This window comes from Streptomyces thermocarboxydus (genome assembly GCF_024760485.1).
Lineage (GTDB): Bacteria > Actinomycetota > Actinomycetes > Streptomycetales > Streptomycetaceae > Streptomyces > Streptomyces cellulosae.
Map to the genome: position 1 here is coordinate 2,891,846 of NZ_CP058273.1, position 17,807 is coordinate 2,909,652.

Here is a 17,807-nt window from a genome sequence, read left to right on the forward strand (position 1 = left end):
CCGAGGGCCGGGCCTCCCCAGGGGAAGCCCGGCCCTTTCGCGTCGTGGTGCGGATCAGGCCGGACCGGGAGCGCCCCACACCCGGGCCCGCAGCGGCAGCCCGGACGCCCCGGACTCAGGGGTGCGCACGGCGACGACCTGGTTGACGCCGATGCGGTTGCGTTCGAAGGCGAGCGCGGAGGCGGCCATGTAGAGCTGCCAGACCCGGGTCCGCCCAGGCCCGGCGAGGGCGACCGCGCGCGCCCACCCGGACTCCAGGTTGGCCACCCAGCGGCGCAGGGTGAGGGCGTAGTGCTCGCGCAGGGACTCCACGTCGCGGACCTCGAACCCGGCGCGCTCCAGCAGGGTGACGGTGGTGCCGAGCGGGGCCAGTTCGCCGTCGGGGAAGACGTAGGCGTCGATGAACTCGTCGACCTGGTACGCCGACTCGTCGCGCTGCGGGCGGCGGGCGATCTGGTGGTTGAGCAGCCGGCCGCCCGGCCTCAGCAGCCGGTGCAGGACGGTCGCGTACTCCAGGTACCGCTCGGAGCCGACGTGTTCGGCCATGCCGATGGAGGAGATCGCGTCGTAGGGGCCGTCCGCGACGTCCCGGTAGTCCTGGACGCGGATCTCGACGCGGTCGGTGAGCCCCTCCTCGGCGATGCGCTTGCGCGCGTAGGCGGCCTGCTCCTGGGAGAGGGTGATGCCGACGACGTTCACCCCGTGCTCGCGGGCCGCGTGGATCGCCATGGAGCCCCAGCCGCAGCCGACGTCCAGCAGCCGCTGCCCGGGCCGCAGGTCGAGCTTGCGGGCGACCAGTTCCAGCTTGTCGTGCTGGGCCTGCTCGAGGGTGGCCTCGGGGGGCGGGGCGGGCCAGTAGGCGCAGGAGTACACCATGGACGGGCCGAGGACGATCTCGTAGAACTCGTTGCCGACGTCGTAGTGGTGGCTGATGGCTCGCTTGTCGCTGCGCTTGGTGTGCAGTCCGCGGCGGGGCCTGCGGACCTCCTCGCGGGGCGGGGCGGGCGGCAGCGGCGGGCCCGCCATCGCGAACAGCCCGCGCACCGCCGAGCGGAACTCCGGGTCGCGCAGGGACTGGGCGAGGGTACGGGCGTCCTCGTCGCGTTCCCAGATGCTCCCGGCGAGCAGGCCGAGCGCGGTGTAGAGGTCGCCCTCGATCGTCAGGTCGCCGGCCACCCAGGCGCGGGCCAGGCCCAGCTCGCCCGGCTTGAACAGCAGGCGGCGCAGGGCGCGCCGGTTCCGCACGACCAGGACGGGGGCCTCCGGGGGGCCGGCTTCCGAGCCGTCCCAGGTGCGGATGCGCACCGGGAGGGGTGCGCCGAGCAACTGCTCGAGGATGCCTTTCAGCCGCATGGCGGCGTCTGCCATGGTGTACACCTCCGTGACCGGATCCCGGAATGTCGTCAACCATGTGAACACCGAGGCGCGGCCGTGGCAGTCCCCGGCGCGCGTCATCTTCGGGCAAAACACGGAAACGCAACCCGCGGGGAGTCACCCATGACATGCCGGAGGGGCCGCCCGCACCACGGATGGCGGGCGGCCCCTTCGGGGGTGGCCTACGGGTGACCTGGGGGACGACCCCGGGTCAGGAGGCCTTGGCCTCGGTCTTCTTCGGCTCCGCCTTGGCGGCGGGCGCCGGGGCCGGCTTGGCGGCCTCGTAGAACTCCTCGCGCGGGGACTCGATCGCGCCCAGGGACACGACCTCGCGCTTGAGGAACATGCCGAGGGTCCAGTCGGCGAAGATCCGGATCTTGCGGTTCCAGGTCGGCATGGCCAGACCGTGGTAGCCACGGTGCATGTACCAGGCGAGCCGGCCCTTGAGCTTGATCTTGAACTTGCCCATCACGATCATCGCGACGCCCTTGTGCAGGCCGAGGCCCGCGACCGCGCCCTTGTTGGCGTGGCTGTACTCCTTCTGCGGGAAGCCCCGCATGCCGGAGATCACGTTGTCGCCGAGGACCTTGGCCTGGCGCAGCGCGTGCTGGGCGTTCGGCGGGCACCAGGCGTTCTCGTTGCCGGCCTTGCGGCCCACGAGGTCCGGGACCTGGGCGTTGTCGCCCGCGGCCCAGATGTAGTCGGTGCCCTTGACCTGGAGCGTCGGCTCGGTGTCGACGTGGCCGCGCGGGCCGAGCGGCAGGCCGAAGCGGGCCAGCGCCGGGTTGGGCTTGACGCCCGCGGTCCACACGATGGTGCCGGCGTCGACCTCGAGGCCGTTCTTCAGCACCACGTGGCCGTCGACGCAGGAGTCCATGGAGGTGGACAGGTAGACCTCGACGCCGCGGCTCTCGAGGTGCTCCTTGCCGTACTTGCCCAGCTTGGGGCCGACCTCGGGGAGGATCTTGTCGGCGGCGTCGACGAGGATGAAGCGCATGTCCTCGCGGGACACCGTCTTGTAGTACTTGGCCGCGTCCCGGGCCATGTCCTCGACCTCGCCGATGGTCTCGGCGCCGGCGAAGCCGCCGCCCACGAAGACGAAGGTGAGCGCCTTGCGGCGGATCTCCTCGTCCGTGGTGGAGTCGGCCTTGTCGAGCTGCTCGAGGACGTGGTTGCGCAGGCCGATGGCCTCCTCGACGCCCTTCATGCCGATGCCCTGCTCGGCGAGGCCGGGGATCGGGAAGGTGCGGGAGACCGCGCCGAGCGCGATCACCAGGTAGTCGAAGGGCAGCTCGTACGCCTCGCCCACGAGCGGGGCGATCGTGGCGACCTTGCGGTCCTGGTCGATGGTGGTGACCCGGCCGGTGAGGACCTCCGCCTTGGGAAGCACGCGCCGCAACGGGACGACGACGTGCCGCGGGGAGATGCTGCCGGCGGCGGCTTCGGGGAGGAAGGGCTGGTAGGTCATGTACGACCGCGGGTCGACGACGGTGACGGTCGCCTCGCCGTAACGCATCTTCTTCTGGATGCGCCGAGCTGCGTACAGGCCTACGTACCCACCGCCTACTACGAGGATCCTGGGACGCTCCGTGGTGCTCATGCCATCGAGTATCCACCCGCCCAAGGGGGGTACCTCGTGCGCCCCTTCACAAGGTCCGGCAGTGCCTGTGCTACCATCCCGCGCTTCTTGATCCAGATCACAGTTCGGATCGGGAACCGGACCCCCGCTTGACACGTTGTCAATGCCGCGTGAGCTGCCTCTCTGCGGTCCGGGGCGGCCCGTGAGGCCGACAGGGCGGTCGACACGAGGGGCCCGCGGGGACCCCTCGCCACCCTCTTCTGAACGTGTTCAAAGGGGTGTTGAGCGCCCGAACGGGTCAATCGGACCCCCTTCTTCGCCCTCCCGGGGCCAATTCCTTGTGAAGAACTTCACGAACTTTCCCGCGGGGGTCCGCCCCGAGGGGTCCGGAGCCCCCCGGGAGTGCCGCTCAAACGCTATCCCGACTGCTCAGCGGAGTGCTACTGGCCGGTAACAAAAGAGAGCCAGGCCACGGCCCAGGCGATCCCGTCGAGGATCGCCCACGAGCGCACTTCCCTCATGGATGCACCGTGTACACGCTGACGCGTACACTGTCCGCATGACTGAGAACACCGTGACCGTACGGGAAGCCCGCGCGCACCTCGCCGATCACATCAACCGGGCCGAGGAGGGCGTCCCGACCGTCATCACGCGCAACGGCGCACCGGTGGCGGCCGTGGTCCCGATCTCGGACTTCGAAGCGCTGGAGGAAGCGGCCGATGTCATGCTGGCACGCGAGGCCGAGGCGGTACTGGCCGAGGGAGGCAGCACCGTGACCATGGCGGAACTGCTGGCGGACCTGTTCACCGAGCACGACGGCGAGGCTGCGTGAAATACGCCTTCCGGTTCACCGCGGCGGCACAGCGCCAGCTTCGGGCGATCAGCCGACCCGACGCCATGCGCATCCTGACCGCGTTGACCGCACTCGGTGACGACCCGTACCGCCAGGACACCGACGTCAAGAAGCTCACCGGCCCGTCGGGCCTCTACCGGCTCAGGGTCGGCAGCTACCGGGTCGCCTACCAGATCAACGACGGTGAGCTCGTCGTCCTCGTCATCAAGGTGGGCGACCGGCGGGACGTCTACCGCAACCTGTGACGCCCCGCCCGGCACCGCCTCAACGCGCCTAGGAGGCGCAACTCCAGGCGATCCCGTCGAGGATGTCGTGCTCCGACACCACGACCTCCTCCGCGCCCGTCCGCTCCATGACCGCCAGCAGCACCAGGGCGCCCGCGCCGATCACGTCGACCCGGCCCGGGTGCATCGACGGCACCGCGGCCCGCTCGGCGTGCGTGGAGCGCAGCAGCCACTCGGTGATCTCGCGGACCCGCTCGCGGGAGACCCGTGAGTGGTGGATGGCCGCCGAGTCGTACTCGGGCAGGTCCTGGGCGATCGCCGACACGGTGGTGACGGACCCCGCGAGGCCCACCAGCGTCCGCGCCTCGCGCAGCGGCACCGCCTCCTCCGCCCGGTCCAGGGCGGCCTCGATGTCCGCGCGCATCGCGGCGATCTGCTCCTCGGTGGGCGGGTCCGTCACGGCCCCGTCCACCACCAGATGGCGCTCGGTCATCCGGACGCAGCCGACATCCACGGAGCGGGCGGCGCGCACATGGTCGTCGCCGACGACGAACTCGGTGGAGCCGCCGCCGATGTCCACCACCAGGAACGGCCGGTGCAGGTCGTCGCGGCCGGTCAGCTCCTTGGTGGCGCCGGTGAAGGAGAACTCCGCCTCCTGGTCGCCGGTGATCACCTCGGGCTCCACGCCCAGGATGTCCACCACTCCGCGCACGAAGTCGTCCCGGTTCTCCGCGTCACGGGAGGCCGAGGTGGCGACGAAGCGCAGGTGCTCGGAGGCGCCGTGCTTCTCGATGATCTCCGCGTACTCACGGCAGGCGGCGAAGGTGCGCTCCAGCGCCTCCGGCGCCAGCCGGCCGGTGCGGTCGACGCCCTGGCCGAGCCGCACGATCGTCATCCGCCGGTCCAGGTCGGTGAGTTCCCCGGTCGCCGGGTCGGCGTCGGCCACCAGCAGACGGATGGAGTTCGTACCGCAGTCGATCGCGGCGACCCGGGTCACTTGGCGTCCTCCTCGGCCGCGGGCGTCACGCAGGGGCCCTTGGCCCACCACTCCGGCAGCATCGCCAGCGCCTCGTCGCCGAGCGGGTTGACGCCCGGTCCGGCGGCCAGCGAGTGCGCGACGAGGACGTGCAGGCACTTCACCCGGTCCGGCATGCCGCCGGCGCTGGGGAAGTTCTTCAGCTCCTCGATCTCGTCGCGGCGCCGGATGTAGTCCTCGTGGGCCGCGCGGTAGGCGGCGGCCAGCTCCGGGTCGGCGGCCAGGCGCTCGGTCATCTCCTTCATCACGCCGTTCGCCTCCAGCGTGCCGATCGCGGAGTTCGCCCGCGGGCACGTCAGGTAGTACAGCGTCGGGAAGGGCGTGCCGTCGGGCAGCCGCGGGGCGGTCTCCACGACGTCCGGCTGCCCGCAGGGACAGCGGTGCGCGATGGCGCGCAGCCCGCGCGGGGGCCGGCCGAGCTGCTGCTTGAAGGCCTCGACGTCCGCGTCGGTGGGCTCGGTGCGCGGCGTCGTGGGCGGAGGGGTGTCCATACGTGTCTTTCTGCGGTGTTCCGTCGGAATCACTGGGCGGCGGCGTCGGCCTTGTCGACGCCGTCCCAGACGTTGGCGTACCAGGGGCGGTCGGCGGCCCGGAGGTCGCCGCGCGTGGTCTCGGCGCCGGCCGGGTCGACGACGATGTAGCCGGTCTCCCCCGGCATGACGTAGTGCAGGCGTCTGCGGATCTCCTGCTCGGCGTACGCGTCGTCCTGCCAGCGGGCCTTGAGGTCGCGCAGCCGTTCGACCCGGCGGCGGGTCTCGTCCTGCTCCTTCTGCAGGTCGGCGATCTCCGCGCGCTGGGAGACGTACTGCCGCATCGGGTAGGCGAGGGCCACCACCAGGGAGCAGAGGACCAGGGCGAGCAGGGCCGCGCGGCCGGTCAGCCGGGAGCGGCGGGCCTGCCTCTTGGTCTGCGAGCGGTAGACCCGGGCCGCGGTCTGCTCACCGATCAGCCGGATCCTGGTCGCGGTGGAGAAACGGTCCCGGTCCTTCACCGCCATGTTCCCGCCTCTCGTTCGCTCTCATACGCGCGTACGTCCCCGCACACGGTACGGGACCGGGTACGGGGACGTACGTACGACGCTTCCTGCGGGGGTGAGGTCAGCCCTTGAAGCGGGGGAAGGCGCTGCGGCCGGCGTACACCGCGGCGTCGTCGAGGATCTCCTCGATGCGCAGCAGCTGGTTGTACTTGGCGACGCGCTCGGAGCGGGCCGGGGCGCCGGTCTTGATCTGGCCGCAGTTGGTGGCGACGGCGAGGTCGGCGATGGTGACGTCCTCGGTCTCGCCGGAGCGGTGGGACATCATGCACTTGAAGCCGTTGCGCTGGGCCAGCTCGACGGCGTCCAGGGTCTCGGTGAGCGAGCCGATCTGGTTGACCTTCACCAGCAGGGCGTTGGCGGCGCCCTCCTCGATGCCGCGGGCCAGGCGCTCCGGGTTGGTGACGAACAGGTCGTCGCCGACGAGCTGGACCTTGTCGCCGAGCTTGTCGGTGATGGTCTTCCAGCCGTCCCAGTCGTCCTCGAACAGCGGGTCCTCGATGGACACGAGCGGGTACGCGTCGACGAGCTCCGCGTAGTACTCGGTCATCTCGGCGGCCGTGCGCTCCTTGCCCTCGAAGGTGTAGACGCCGTCCTTGTAGAACTCGGAGGCGGCCACGTCCAGGGCCAGGGCGATCTGCTCGCCGGGGGTGTAGCCGGCTTCCTTGATGGCCTCGAGGATCAGGTCCAGGGCCTCGCGGTTGGAGCCGAGGTTCGGGGCGAAGCCGCCCTCGTCGCCCAGGCCGGTGGCCAGGCCCTTGCCCTTCAGCACCTTCTTGAGGGTGTGGTAGACCTCGGCGCCCCAGCGCAGCGCCTCGGAGAAGGACTCCGCGCCGATCGGGGCGATCATGAACTCCTGGATGTCCACGTTGGAGTCGGCGTGCGAGCCGCCGTTCAGGATGTTCATCATCGGCACCGGCAGCAGGTGCGCGTTCGGGCCGCCCAGGTAGCGGAACAGCGGCAGGTCGCTGGCCTCGGAGGCGGCGTGCGCGACGGCGAGCGAGACGCCGAGGATGGCGTTGGCGCCGAGCGAGCCCTTGTTGTCGGTGGCGTCCAGGTCGAACATCGCCTGGTCGATCAGGCGCTGCTCGGTGGCGTCGTAGCCGACGAGCTCCGGGCCGATCTGCTCGATGACGGCCAGTACGGCCTTCTCGACGCCCTTGCCCAGGTAACGGCCGGCGTCGCCGTCACGGAGTTCGATGGCCTCGAAGGCGCCGGTGGAGGCGCCGGACGGGACGGCGGCACGACCCGTGCTGCCGTCGTCGAGGCCGACCTCGACCTCGACCGTGGGGTTGCCTCGGGAGTCCAGGATTTCCCGGGCTACGACGACGTCGATGGACGGCACGAGCATCTCCTTCTTGGGATGTGACGCGGGTGAGCGGGGCCGCGGGGGCCCTGCGAGTCCGAGCCTAACCGGCTCCGGGCGTTCGGCCATCTCGCCGCCCGCCTCATGGACAGAACAGAGCGTAGATTGTTTCCGTACGGAACAAAGCCTCTTCGGCAAACCGTGACCGGAATGCATCCGGACATGACCCCGCCCCGGTGCGTACGGGGGAAGAACGCACCGGGGCGGGGAGCCCGTGGGGGGACGGGAGGGACCTCGCGGTCTGCCCTTACTTCAGGTGCAGCTGCTGGCCCGGGTAGATCAGGTCGGCGTCGTCGATGATGTCGTCGTTCAGGTCGAACAGCTTCGCCCAGCCGCCCTTGACGTCGTGCTCCGCGGCGATGGAGCTGAGGGTGTCGCCCTTGACGACCTTGTACTCGCCGTCGCCCTTCTCGACCTTCTTGCCGGTCGGGGTGGTGACGGTCTTCTTCGCCGCCTTCTCCTCGGCCGGGGCGGCCGGGCGCTCGGCGGAGCGGGATGCCTTCTGCTCGGTGCGCTCGGCGGGGGCCTCGGTCTTGGGGGCCTCGGTCTTGGGCGCCTCGGCGGAGCCGCCGTCGTAGGAGGCGTTGGACAGACCCGTGCCGCAGACCGGCCAGGCGCCCTTGCCCTGGCCCGCGAGGACCTTCTCGGCGATCTCGATCTGCTGGGCCTTGGAGGCCTGGTCGGCGGTGGCGGCGTACTGGGTGCCGCCGTACGCGGCCCAGGTGGAGGCGGAGAACTGCAGACCGCCGTAGTAGCCGTTGCCGGTGTTGATGGACCAGTTGCCGCCGGACTCGCACTGGGCGACGGCGTCCCACTCGGACGCGGTGGCCGCGGAGGCGGTGCCGGACGCCATCAGCGGGCCGGCGACGGCGGCGCCGGTGACACCGGCGATGGCGATGGCGCGAGTGGCCTTGGACGGACGACGGTGCTTGCCCTTGCCGGAAAACAGCATGGTTGGATCCCCTCACCGACGCCTACGAGGTGAGCTGTCGGGTTCGGGCCGGTTGAGTTGCCCGGCCACGCCCCTCCCGGGACGCGGCTTCACCCCGAGCCGTACCGGACGTCAACCGTCCGGTCGCGGCACTTACCTGGGTCCCCCGCTCCTGCCTACGGCGCATGACGCGACGACTGTTCCCGTGCTGCCACTGGCAGGATTCGGCGTGGCGGCAGCCGGGGCCCGCGATGGCGAGCGGTCACGACCGTAAGCACGCGATCGGCGGAATTTCAAAGATGATCAGGGCCTCTGAGACCTATCTCTCATGGCCCTTATTACGGACATTCAGCTCTAATCGCTCCGTCAACTGCCGCCGCGCGGGGGTGCCTTCGGCCGCCTGTTTCCGACCGCTATTCGGCCTTTTCGGTGTCCACCAGGAGCCGCTGGCCGGGCAGGATGAGGTTCGGGTCGTCGCCGATGACCTGCTGGTTCTCGACGTAGAGGGCCGTCCATCCGCCGGTCAAGGCAAGGGAGTCGGCGATGGAGGCCAGACTGTCGCCGGTCTGGACGGTGTAGCGGTCGTCGTCGATACCGGCGGGCGTGTCCGCGGAGCGCGAGGCGTGCCGGCCGGACGACGCGGTCCCGGCGTCGGCCGTCGCGCCCTCCTCCGCGCTGGGACCGCGGTGGCGGCCCGAGCCGCTGTCCTCGGACTCGGTGACAGCCGAAGAACCGGTACGCTGCCCCGACTTGTCCGACTCGTCACCTTCAGGGGTGGCGGAGGCGGACGGGGAGGCGTCGGCGCCCGCGCCACTCGTCGCCTTACCGGACGAACCGGATGAACCGGATGAAGCGGACGTCGCCGACGGGGAGGGGGAAGCGGACGAATCACCGGAATCCGCGGAACCGGACGAAGTGCCCGTGCCGCCGAGCCCGAGCAGGGAGTCGTCCCGGTCGTCGTCGGTCGGCACGCCCGGGTCGACGTTCGGGGAAGCGGTGTCCTGGTTCAGGCCCGTGAGGAGGCCGCAGGCGCGCCACTTGCCGACACCCTGGTCGGCGAGGATTCTCTCGGCCACGGTGATCTGCTGATTGCGGCTGGCCGCGTCGGCGCTGGGCGCGAACTCGAGGCCGCCGTAGTTCTCCCAGTCGTCCTGGGTCAACTGCAGGCCGCCGTAGTAGCCGTTGCCGGTGTTCTGGCTCCAGGAGCCGCCGCTCTCGCACTCCGCGACCCGGTCCCAGGTGTCACCGTCCGCCGCGTTGGCGGCGCCCGCGCCGAGGAGCGGGATCGCGATCGCGGAGCCGGTCACGCCGGCGGCGACGAGCAGAGCCGGAGCCTGGCGGGGGCGACGGTGTCGGCCGTTCCCGGAGAGCATGCGGAAGCCTTTCACTCGGCAACAAGAACCGGCACGGGGCGAGCAAAAGCGTGCAGCGCGCCGTACTTGATGGGTGAACGTATAGGCACTCGATCACTTGTCACAAGTTCATGCCGTGCAGATCACATGAAGATCACAGAGTTGAGCATGCTTCAGGTTTCCGCACACCGGCCCCCGGGGAGGGGCAGGAAGGTCAGGTCTGTCCTGAACTCCCCCTTCAGCAGGGAGGGGAGAATTCCACCGGAAGCGTGCGCAGCCCCCGCATGATGAGGCCGCCGCGCCAGCGCAGTTCGGACGGATCGGCGGCGAGGCGGAGGTCCGGAAGGCGCGTCAGGAGCGTGGCGAGCGCGGTCTGTCCCTCCAGGCGCGCGAGCGGGGCGCCCAGGCAGTAGTGGATCCCGTGCCCGTAGCCCAGGTGCTGGTTGTCGCGGCGGCCCAGGTCCAGGGTGTCCGGGTCGGCGAACCGCTCCGGGTCCCGGTCGGCCGCGGCGAGCACGACGAGCACGGGGTCGCCGGTCTCGATCCGCTGCCCGCCGATGACGACAGGCTCCGTGGCGAACCGCCAGGTCGCCAGCTCCACGGGACCGTCGTAGCGCAGGAGTTCCTCCACCCCGGTCTCCAGCAGCCCGCGGTCCCCCTCGGCCAGCGCGCGCTGCAGACGCTCCCGCTGCTCGGGGTGCGTGAGCAGGGCGTAGGTGCCGTTGCCGATGAGGTTGACGGTCGTCTCGAAGCCGGCGAAGAGGAGGATGAACGCCATCGCGGCGGCCTCGTTCTCCGTCAGGTGCTCGCCGTGGTCGGAGGCGCGAATCAGACCCGAGATGAGGTCCTCGCCGGGTTCGGGCTCGGCGGGCAGCGCCTCGCGCTTGCGGTGGATCAGTTCGGCGAGGTACCCGCGCATCTTCTTCACCGACCGCGCGACTCCGCCGCGGGGGCCTCCGCCGTGACGGATCATCATGCCCGCCCAGTCCCGGAAGTCGTCCTGGTCCTCGCGGGGGACGCCGAGGAGGTCGCAGATGGCGTAGATGGGGAGGGGGAAGGCGAAGTCGTGGATGAGGTCGGCGGTGCCGCTCCGGGCGAAACGGTCGATCAGGCCGTCCGTGAGCTCCTGCACCCGGGGTGCGAACTCCGCCACCCGGCGGGGGGTGAACGCCTTGCTGACCAGGCGGCGCAGGCGGGTGTGGTCCGGAGGGTCGATGTTCAGCAGGTGCGTCATGAGATCGGCCTGCCGCTCACCGGGGATGCCGGTCTTGCCCTTCGCGTGGGCGGGCTCGTCGTGGTGCGCGGGGTTCTTCGACAGGCGGTTGTCGGCGAGGGTGTGACGTGCGTCGGCGTAGCGGGTGACCAGCCAGGCGTGCACGCCGCTGGGGAGCTTGGTCTTGTGCACGGGGGCGTGTTCGCGGAGCCAGGCGTAGGCGGGGTAGGGGTTGGTGGCGAACTCCCAGGTGAACAGGTCGGGGGCGGGGGGAGGGGGTGACTGGTCACGCATGGGGTGACCCTAACGGGCGGGGGGTTTCGGCCGTGGGCCCGTGCGGGTGGGTGGGGGCTGGTCGCGCGGTTCCCCGCGCCCCTGAAGGGGCGCCGGGAACTGCGCGAACGGGGGTTCGGGGGCGGAGCCCCCGTAACGGGAGGTCAGGCGTCCCCCGCCTTTTCGCTCGCGCGGATCGCGTCGCGATACACCCGGGCGGCAGCCCGGAGGGCTGCCTCCGCGTCCACGCCCTCCCTCTCCGCCCGCGCGGCCAGCGAAAGCAGTTCGTAACCGACCCCCTCCCCGGAGGGGAGCGGGACGGACAGGCCCGCCGAGCGGGCACGGGACACCAGTTTCGTGGCGAGCGCCAGCGCCGGCTGCCCCACAGGAACCCCGTCCGTGACGGATTCCCTCCGCTTCTCCTCCGCCTTCGTCCGCATCCAGTGCGCCTTGACCTCTTCCGGCGTCCGCGCCGTCTCCTCCCCGAAGACGTGCGGATGCCGGTGGACGAGCTTGGCGACGATGCCGCCCGCCACGTCGTCGATCGAGAACGGCTCCTCCGCGTGCTCCTCGGCGATGCGGGCGTGGAAGACGACCTGGAGCAGCACGTCCCCCAGTTCCTCGCGCAGCTCGTCGCGGTCTCCGTCCTCGATGGCCTCGACGAGCTCGTACGCCTCCTCGATGCCGTACTTGGCGAGGCCCTTGTGGGTCTGCTGCGAGGACCAGGGGCATTCGGCGCGGATGCGGTCCATGACCTGGACCAGGTCGAGCAGGCGGGCGCCGGGGAGGTCGTAGGAGGCGGGGAGGAGTTCCAGCTCGGGCATGGTGACCCGGCCGCTGCCGGCCATCCGCGCCAATCCGTCGGTGAGCGCGGGCTCGCCCTCGCCGGTCGCGACGACGACCACCGTGCGGCCGCCGGCGCAGGCGTCGACGACCTCCTCGGCGGTGGGCGCGGCCTCCTCGACGGCTATCCCCGCCTCCCGCAGGTACGGCAGCTGCGGGTGGGCGCCGTCCGCGCACAGCACCCGGTCGGCGGCGTGCAGCGTCTGCCAGGCGGGCCAGGACAGCAGTCCTGGCGCGACCCGGTGGCTGGTGGTGAGCAGGACGACACGGCCGGGGGCGGGGCTGGTTGCGTTCACCCTTCGAAACTAGCCCACGTCACAGCCCCAGCGGCGGCCCGTCCACAGCGGTGACGTCCTTCACCCACGGGGTCTTGGCGTCGACCCGGCTGCTCTTCTCCGCGTCCCATTCGCCGTAGCGCGGGTTGAGGTCGACGTCGAGCTCCTTGCTCGCATCGGACAGCGCCTTCCAGAACGCGGCACTGCTGGTGTCGGTGCCGAGCTTCTGGGCCAGCTTCTGCGCCGTGACCTGGAGGCGGAGGTTGTCGTCGAGGCGCTGCGGCGGCACGCCGTACTGCTGGAGCCAGGCGGCCTCCAGCGCCTCCGCGCCGCCGGCCTGCTCCTCGAACTCGGCCCGCGTCCGCTGCACCTCGCGGTCGGAGACGGTCACCCCGGCGTCGCGCGCGGCGCGCTCCAGCACCCGGTCCAGCACCATGCTGTGCAGGGTGTCGCGGGTGAGGCCGCCGGTGCGGGCGATGGCCTGCTGGTACTGCGCCTCGTCCGGGACGGCCTCCCGCTGGGCGGCGCGCACCTCGTCGACGCGGTTCTCCAGCTGCGACACGGTGATCCGCTCCCCGCCGACCACGGCCGCCGCGCCGGGGTGCGCGTCGTTCCCGCAGGCGGTGAGGAGAGGGGCCGCCGCGATCGCGGCGGTGAGGAGGAACGCGGTGCGACGACGGCGGTGCAAGGAAACCTCCTGAGGAGAGCTTGTGCGGCGGTGCACAAAGTCTTGCGGTGATCGATGGTAGGCATCGGCCAAGCTCTGGCCAACCCATTCGACCAACGATTCACGGCGACTTCCGGCACCGCCGCGTGCGCCGTCTCCCCCGCGCGGGCCCTGCCGCGGCTGTCAGCGCACCTGCCCCAGCCACTGGAGGGTGCGCCGGATGTCCGCCGCGAGCGGGTGCCCGGGGCCCTGGACGCGCTCGACGTCGTGCAGCAGCCGCACCAGCGTGTCGTGCGCGGCGGCCCGGTCGCCGAGGGCGAGCAGCAGATGCCCGATGCGGCGCCGCACGTCGTGGGCCTGCTGCGGGTCGCCCGCGGCCACGTACTGGTTCTCGTAGTACGGCAGCAGCGCCCGGTACTCGGCGAGGGCGGCCGCCGGGTCGCCGAGCTGCTCCAGGCACTGCGCGGCCTCGTAGCGGTGGCGCAGCGACTGCGGGTCGGCCTGGCCGGCCTCGGCGGCGCGCTCGTCGGCGAGGCGGCGCAGTTCGGGCAGGGCGCGCCGGTACTGGCCGTCGTCGAGGAGCGTGGCCGCGTACTGCTTGCGCAGGGTGCGCACCACCGGGGAGTGCTCGCCGTGCTGGTCGGCGGCGACCGGGAGGATCGAGCCGAGGATGTCGACGGCCTGGGTGATGCGGCCCTCGCCGAGCAGCCGCTTCACCTCGTCGACTGCGGCGGCCACGTCGGCCTTCTCCGCCGTCGGCGCGGGCGGCGCGGCGGGCGCGGGCCGCGGCGCCGGCGTCCTGGCGCGGTCCGGCCAGGGGGCGTGCGGGCGCAGGAAGGGGCGGGTGGGGTCCAGCGGGGCGCCGGTGGGCGTGCCCCGGGAGGGCAGCAGCAGCGCCAGGTGTTCGTAGACCTCCTGCGCGGAGTCGGGGCGGTGCTGCGGGTCCTTGGCGAGCAGCCGCAGCACCAGGGCCTCCAGCGCCTCCGGCACCTCGGGGCGCAGCCGGCGCACCGGCACGGGCGGCTCGTACAGGTGCCGGTGCAGCACCCCGAGCGCGGTGGAGCCGGAGAACGGCACGTCCCCGCTGAGCAGTTCGTGCATCAGCACGCCGAGCGCGTACAGGTCGGTGTACGGGCCGACCGCGCCGCCCATCGCCTGCTCGGGCGCCATGTAGGCGGGCGAGCCGATGGGCGTGCCGGTGTGGGTCAGGCGCGTGGTGTCGGCGTCCATCACGGAGGCCACGCCGAGGTCGAGGACGGTGACCGTGCCGTCCTGCTTCACCATCACGTTCCGCGGCTTGAGGTCGCGGTGGACGATCGGCACCGCGTGCACGGCGCTCAGCACGGCGCACAGCTGCGCGGCGACCGCGACCGCCCACTGCCACGGGTAGGGGTCGTGCTCGGCGAGGTGGTCGCCGAGGTCGGCGCCGTCGACGTACTGCATGACGAGGAACAGCTCCTCGCCCTCGCTGCCCGCGTCGTGCACGGTGACCAGGCCGGGGTGGTCGACCTGCGCGGTCACCCGGCACTCGCGCACGAAGCGGCGGCGCAGCTCGTCGGCCTCGTGTCCCGCCACCTTGTCGGGGCGCAGCAGCTTCACCGCCACGCGCCGGTCCAGCCGCTTGTCGTAGGCCGTCCAGACCTGGCCCATGCCGCCCTGGCCGATGAGCGTGGACAGTTCGTACCGGCCGGCGACGACCCGTCCCGTCGTCACGCTCACCGTCCGCCCTCGTGGTCACCCGGCCGCTGCTGTCCGTCCTGCCGGCGCAGGTAGTCGCTGAGCTCGTCGAGCTCGGCGCGCACCTGGTCGATCCGGGCGGGCGCGGGCCCCTGCGGCGGCTGCGCCTGCGGCGGGGGCACGGGGGTGTGCGGGGCGGTGGAGGGCGGCACGGGGCCGGGGTACGGGGTGTGCGGCGGCTGCGGCTGCGACAGGGCCGTGGGCGTGTAGGGCGAGGCCGGCTGCGGATAGCCGTAGGGGGCGGGGCCGTTCGGCGCGTGGACCGTGGTGGCGTGCGGGGACGGCGGCACCGGGCCGCCGTACGGGTTCTGGCGCCGGGGCAGGCGGATGTCGACGGTCAGGTAGTACGCGCTCGCGCACGCGCCCATCAGGAGCATGACGGCGAGACCCGCGTCGGTCCGCCAGTCCTCCTCGGGGTAGGACCCGATCACGGCGATGCACCCCACGACCAGCGGGATGCTCACCCAGGCCGCTATCCAGTCGAAGACCCGTCCGCGCAGCACCGCGACCCGGAACAGCGGCACGGCGGTCAGCATCCCGCAGCACAGCACCCCTGAGGCCGCGTACAGCACGCGCTGCGTGATGACCGATCCCGAGCTCGGTGGGGGCGGCGGCGCGCCGTGGCCGTACATGCTGCTCCTGGGCTGTGTAGCCGATGTGTGGACTCCGGTGGAGAGTCCGAGCGTATCGGCCCGGGGCGACAACCGGTCCCGTGATGTACCGAACCGTTGTCGTACCGGATGGCGTTCGGGATGGCGTTCGGGATGGCGTGCGGATGCCGTACGGCAGCCGTTCCGGGAGCCGCGCCGCCGTCAGCCGGGGGCGATCGTGCCGTCCGTCAGACCGTCGTACATCCCGCGCACGAGCTGCTCGCCGAGCCGTCCGGCCTCCCTGAGCGCCCTCTCGAACGCGTCCAGGGCGCGGAACCGTTCGCCGTAGCGCCGCTGTTCGTCCGGCGCGAGGCGGGGGAGCTGGAGGCGGCGGACGTCGAGCCGGGTGGCGGTGGACGCGTAGCTGCTGGCCTGGCGGTGGTTGGCGGTGCCGCGCAGGAACCCGGCGAGGAACCACGGGTCGAGCGCGGCCGGGTCGGGGCGCAGCAGCACGAGGTTGCGGCCGAGGACGGCGCCGGCGGTCGCCTCGTCGACGACCCGGGCGACGGCCCCGCCGCCGAGCACGGGCAGCACGACGTCGCCCGGTTCGGTGAGCACCGGCTCCTCCTCGCTCTCCGGGAGCGTCCCGGAGGGCGCCGTCCCGGCCAGCACGTCGTGGTCGGTGAGCACGGGCACGCGCGCGTGGCCGCCGTGTCCGCCGGTGCGCATCACCAGCGCGCCCGCGCGCGCCAGTTCGCCGACCGTGGTGAGCGGGTGCCGCCCGGACGCGGCGGCGGACGGCACGGGCTCCGCGGGCGGCGGGGCCAGTTCGGCGGTCAGCCGCAGCGTCTCGTCGAGCCGTGCCCGTACGTCGGTGAGCCGGCCGGCGCCGTCGGTGTCCGCCGGGGGCGGCAGCCGGCGGGCGGGGGTCAGGTCGACGTCGTCGTCGAGGAGTTCGATGACCGGCACCGAGCGGGCCAGGCCGGGCCGTTCCCCGACACTGCCGTCCCGGTCGAAGACACCCCAGGCGTCGAGCACGGTCTCCCGCACCCCGGGCCAGTCGGGCCCGCCGCGCCCCTCGGCGGTGAACCGTCCGGCGTCGACGAGCAGCACCTCCGGCTGCGCGGGCGTCCGGTCGGGCCGGCGCAGCACCCACAGGTGCAGCGGCACGCTGTACGGGGGCGCCGCCCCGGCGGGCAGCGCGACGACGGCGCGCAGCGCGCCCCGGCGCAGCAGGTCGGCCCTGATCCTGCGGCCGGAGCGGCGGGACGCCACGGCGGGCGGCATCAGCATCACGGCGGTGCCGCCGTCCCTGAGCCGGGCGAGCGCGTGCTGCACCCAGGCCAGCTCGGACTCGGTGCGCGCGGGGAAGCCGTACTCCCAGCGCGGGTCGTAGGCGAGGTCGTCGTGGCCCCAGTTGCGCTCGTTGAACGGCGGGTGGCACAGCACGGCGTCGGCCCGCAGCTCCGGGTACGCGTCGGCCCGCAGGGTGTCGCCGGCGGCGGCGTGCACGGGGGCTCGGGTGTGCAGGGCGAGACGCAGGGCGGTGAGGGCGGCGAGCTCCGGCGAGCTGTCCTGGGCGTGGAGGCGCCGGTCGGGGCGGTCGGCGACGGCGCGGAGCAGGGCACCGGTGCCGCAGGCGGGGTCCAGGACGGTGCCGGGGGCGCCGGCGAGGGCGGCCATGAGGGCGGCGAGGTCGGGCGGGGTGAGCGTGTACTGGCGCGGGTTGGCGTCGAGGTGCCGGCCGAGCAGGAACTCGAAGGTGGGGCGGGCGCCCCGCTCGGCGGCGAGTTCGGCGACGCCGCGCAGGAGGGGGACGGAGGGGAGGAGGCGGGGGGCGGTGGGGATGTCGAGGGCGGGGGTCGCCGGGGTGGCGGCCGGGGGTGCTGGTGTGGCCGGTGTCGCCGGTGCGGCGGGCGCCGACGCGGGCGCGGGCGCGGGCGGGGTGTCCACAGGGTGCTGACCGTTCACGCGTGAGCGGCCGGGGTGGCCCGTCCGGGCCGTCTCGGGCATACGCGGTGTGAGCACCTCCTCCAGCGCCGCGGGGAGCAGCGCGGCGAGCCGCTCGTCGGTGCCGGAGCTGATGTCGAGCCAGACGGGCGGCCGGTCGTGGATCAGCAGCAGCGCGCAGCCGGCGTGCACCAGCGCGGTGACCGGACCGTCGGGATGGCCGGCGAGCTGCTGCCAGACGCGCTCCTTGAGCGGGACCTCGGCGAGCTTGCGGTGGCGCCGCAGCCACTCCTCGACCTCGGCGAGGGCGAACGCGGGGCTGGTCTCGGTGCCGCCGACCGGACGGGGGAAGTCGGCGTGCCGGCGGCGCCAGTTGCTGACCGCGGCCCGGCCCACCCCCGCCAGCCGGGCGATCCCGGCGGCGGTCACTTCAGTCGCGTTGTCCTGCATCCCGGAACCCGCCCCGTTCTCCCGCTGCTCCCTGTGTGGCGACGAGCATACCGAGGACCAC

General features: G+C 72.5%; 16 protein-coding genes and 1 riboswitch. Of the genes, 2 read left to right on the forward strand and 14 right to left on the reverse strand.

All coding sequences use genetic code 11. The features are described from left to right. Positions 1-54: 54 nt before the first annotated feature. Complete coding sequence (locus tag AY578_RS13215; protein ID WP_028959667.1) at positions 55-1,368, reverse strand: SAM-dependent methyltransferase; 1,314 nt, start codon at positions 1,366-1,368, stop codon at positions 55-57. A 217-nt stretch (positions 1,369-1,585) separates the two neighbouring features. Then, positions 1,586-2,974 carry an NAD(P)/FAD-dependent oxidoreductase gene (locus AY578_RS13220; protein WP_078504490.1) on the reverse strand — a complete coding sequence of 463 codons (1,389 nt, stop codon included), beginning with the start codon at positions 2,972-2,974 and terminating at the stop codon, positions 1,586-1,588. Between the two features lie 538 nt (positions 2,975-3,512). Here AY578_RS13220 and AY578_RS13225 point away from each other — a divergent pair. Both AY578_RS13225 and AY578_RS13230 read left to right on the forward strand, forming a co-directional pair. Continuing rightward, positions 3,513-3,785, forward strand: a complete 273-nt coding sequence (locus AY578_RS13225) for a type II toxin-antitoxin system Phd/YefM family antitoxin (RefSeq protein ID WP_019522657.1) — start codon at positions 3,513-3,515, stop codon at positions 3,783-3,785. After that, positions 3,782-4,051 carry a type II toxin-antitoxin system RelE family toxin gene (locus AY578_RS13230; RefSeq protein WP_019522656.1) on the forward strand — a complete coding sequence of 90 codons (270 nt, stop codon included), beginning with the start codon at positions 3,782-3,784 and terminating at the stop codon, positions 4,049-4,051. The genes AY578_RS13225 and AY578_RS13230 overlap by 4 nt, the downstream gene beginning before the upstream one ends. 28 nt (positions 4,052-4,079) lie before the next feature. On the opposite strand, the gene AY578_RS13235 is transcribed toward AY578_RS13230, so the two are convergent. The 12 genes from AY578_RS13235 to AY578_RS13290 form a co-directional block, all read right to left on the reverse strand. Beyond that, the gene (locus AY578_RS13235; protein WP_028959664.1) at positions 4,080-5,027 is read right to left on the reverse strand and encodes a Ppx/GppA phosphatase family protein; all 948 of its coding nucleotides are present in this window, start codon (positions 5,025-5,027) and stop codon (positions 4,080-4,082) included. Then, positions 5,024-5,557 carry a DUF501 domain-containing protein gene (locus AY578_RS13240; RefSeq protein WP_019522654.1) on the reverse strand — a complete coding sequence of 178 codons (534 nt, stop codon included), beginning with the start codon at positions 5,555-5,557 and terminating at the stop codon, positions 5,024-5,026. The genes AY578_RS13235 and AY578_RS13240 overlap by 4 nt, the downstream gene beginning before the upstream one ends. A gap of 29 nt (positions 5,558-5,586) precedes the next feature. Then, a complete protein-coding gene (locus AY578_RS13245; protein ID WP_019522653.1) occupies positions 5,587-6,063 on the reverse strand; it encodes an FtsB family cell division protein in 477 nt (158 codons plus the stop codon). 100 nt (positions 6,064-6,163) lie between these two features. Next, positions 6,164-7,444 carry a phosphopyruvate hydratase gene (gene eno / locus AY578_RS13250; RefSeq protein ID WP_020700007.1) on the reverse strand — a complete coding sequence of 427 codons (1,281 nt, stop codon included), beginning with the start codon at positions 7,442-7,444 and terminating at the stop codon, positions 6,164-6,166. Positions 7,445-7,712: 268 nt separating this feature from the next. Then, a complete protein-coding gene (locus tag AY578_RS13255; RefSeq protein ID WP_136239206.1) occupies positions 7,713-8,417 on the reverse strand; it encodes a LysM peptidoglycan-binding domain-containing protein in 705 nt (234 codons plus the stop codon). A gap of 4 nt (positions 8,418-8,421) precedes the next feature. After that, positions 8,422-8,590, reverse strand: a riboswitch (cyclic di-AMP (ydaO/yuaA leader). 219 nt (positions 8,591-8,809) lie between these two features. Next, positions 8,810-9,769, reverse strand: coding sequence for a LysM peptidoglycan-binding domain-containing protein (locus tag AY578_RS13260; RefSeq protein ID WP_258902380.1), 960 nt, complete (start codon positions 9,767-9,769; stop codon positions 8,810-8,812). 217 nt (positions 9,770-9,986) lie between these two features. After that, positions 9,987-11,255, reverse strand: coding sequence for a cytochrome P450 family protein (locus tag AY578_RS13265; RefSeq protein ID WP_210635755.1), 1,269 nt, complete (start codon positions 11,253-11,255; stop codon positions 9,987-9,989). A gap of 143 nt (positions 11,256-11,398) precedes the next feature. Then, a complete protein-coding gene (locus AY578_RS13270; protein ID WP_019522648.1) occupies positions 11,399-12,373 on the reverse strand; it encodes a nucleoside triphosphate pyrophosphohydrolase in 975 nt (324 codons plus the stop codon). 19 nt (positions 12,374-12,392) lie between these two features. Beyond that, entirely contained in the window at positions 12,393-13,040 is a 648-nt protein-coding gene (locus AY578_RS13275) for a SurA N-terminal domain-containing protein (RefSeq protein ID WP_019522647.1), read from the reverse strand. A 162-nt stretch (positions 13,041-13,202) separates the two neighbouring features. Then, positions 13,203-14,696 carry a protein kinase domain-containing protein gene (locus AY578_RS13280; protein WP_202415034.1) on the reverse strand — a complete coding sequence of 498 codons (1,494 nt, stop codon included), beginning with the start codon at positions 14,694-14,696 and terminating at the stop codon, positions 13,203-13,205. A gap of 38 nt (positions 14,697-14,734) precedes the next feature. Continuing rightward, positions 14,735-15,388: a hypothetical protein gene (locus tag AY578_RS13285; RefSeq protein WP_137211318.1), complete on the reverse strand. Its 654-nt coding sequence runs from the start codon at positions 15,386-15,388 to the stop codon at positions 14,735-14,737. Positions 15,389-15,568: 180 nt separating this feature from the next. After that, positions 15,569-17,746 (reverse strand): N-6 DNA methylase, encoded by a 2,178-nt coding sequence (locus AY578_RS13290; RefSeq protein ID WP_258902381.1) that lies wholly within the window; start codon positions 17,744-17,746, stop codon positions 15,569-15,571. Positions 17,747-17,807 lie beyond the last annotated feature (61 nt).

Bases quoted from the DNA above. Each gene is read 5' to 3' on its own strand.
- AY578_RS13220 (WP_078504490.1), bottom strand. From the start codon at position 2,974: ATGAGCACCACGGAGCGTCCCAGGATCCTCGTAGTAGGCGGTGGGTAC.
- AY578_RS13225 (WP_019522657.1), top strand. From the start codon at position 3,513: ATGACTGAGAACACCGTGACCGTACGGGAAGCCCGCGCGCACCTCGCC.
- AY578_RS13285 (WP_137211318.1), bottom strand. From the start codon at position 15,388: ATGTACGGCCACGGCGCGCCGCCGCCCCCACCGAGCTCGGGATCGGTC.
- AY578_RS13215 (WP_028959667.1), bottom strand. From the start codon at position 1,368: ATGGCAGACGCCGCCATGCGGCTGAAAGGCATCCTCGAGCAGTTGCTC.
- AY578_RS13260 (WP_258902380.1), bottom strand. From the start codon at position 9,769: ATGCTCTCCGGGAACGGCCGACACCGTCGCCCCCGCCAGGCTCCGGCT.
- AY578_RS13240 (WP_019522654.1), bottom strand. From the start codon at position 5,557: ATGGACACCCCTCCGCCCACGACGCCGCGCACCGAGCCCACCGACGCG.
- AY578_RS13290 (WP_258902381.1), bottom strand. From the start codon at position 17,746: ATGCAGGACAACGCGACTGAAGTGACCGCCGCCGGGATCGCCCGGCTG.
- AY578_RS13245 (WP_019522653.1), bottom strand. From the start codon at position 6,063: ATGGCGGTGAAGGACCGGGACCGTTTCTCCACCGCGACCAGGATCCGG.
- AY578_RS13265 (WP_210635755.1), bottom strand. From the start codon at position 11,255: ATGCGTGACCAGTCACCCCCTCCCCCCGCCCCCGACCTGTTCACCTGG.
- AY578_RS13255 (WP_136239206.1), bottom strand. From the start codon at position 8,417: ATGCTGTTTTCCGGCAAGGGCAAGCACCGTCGTCCGTCCAAGGCCACT.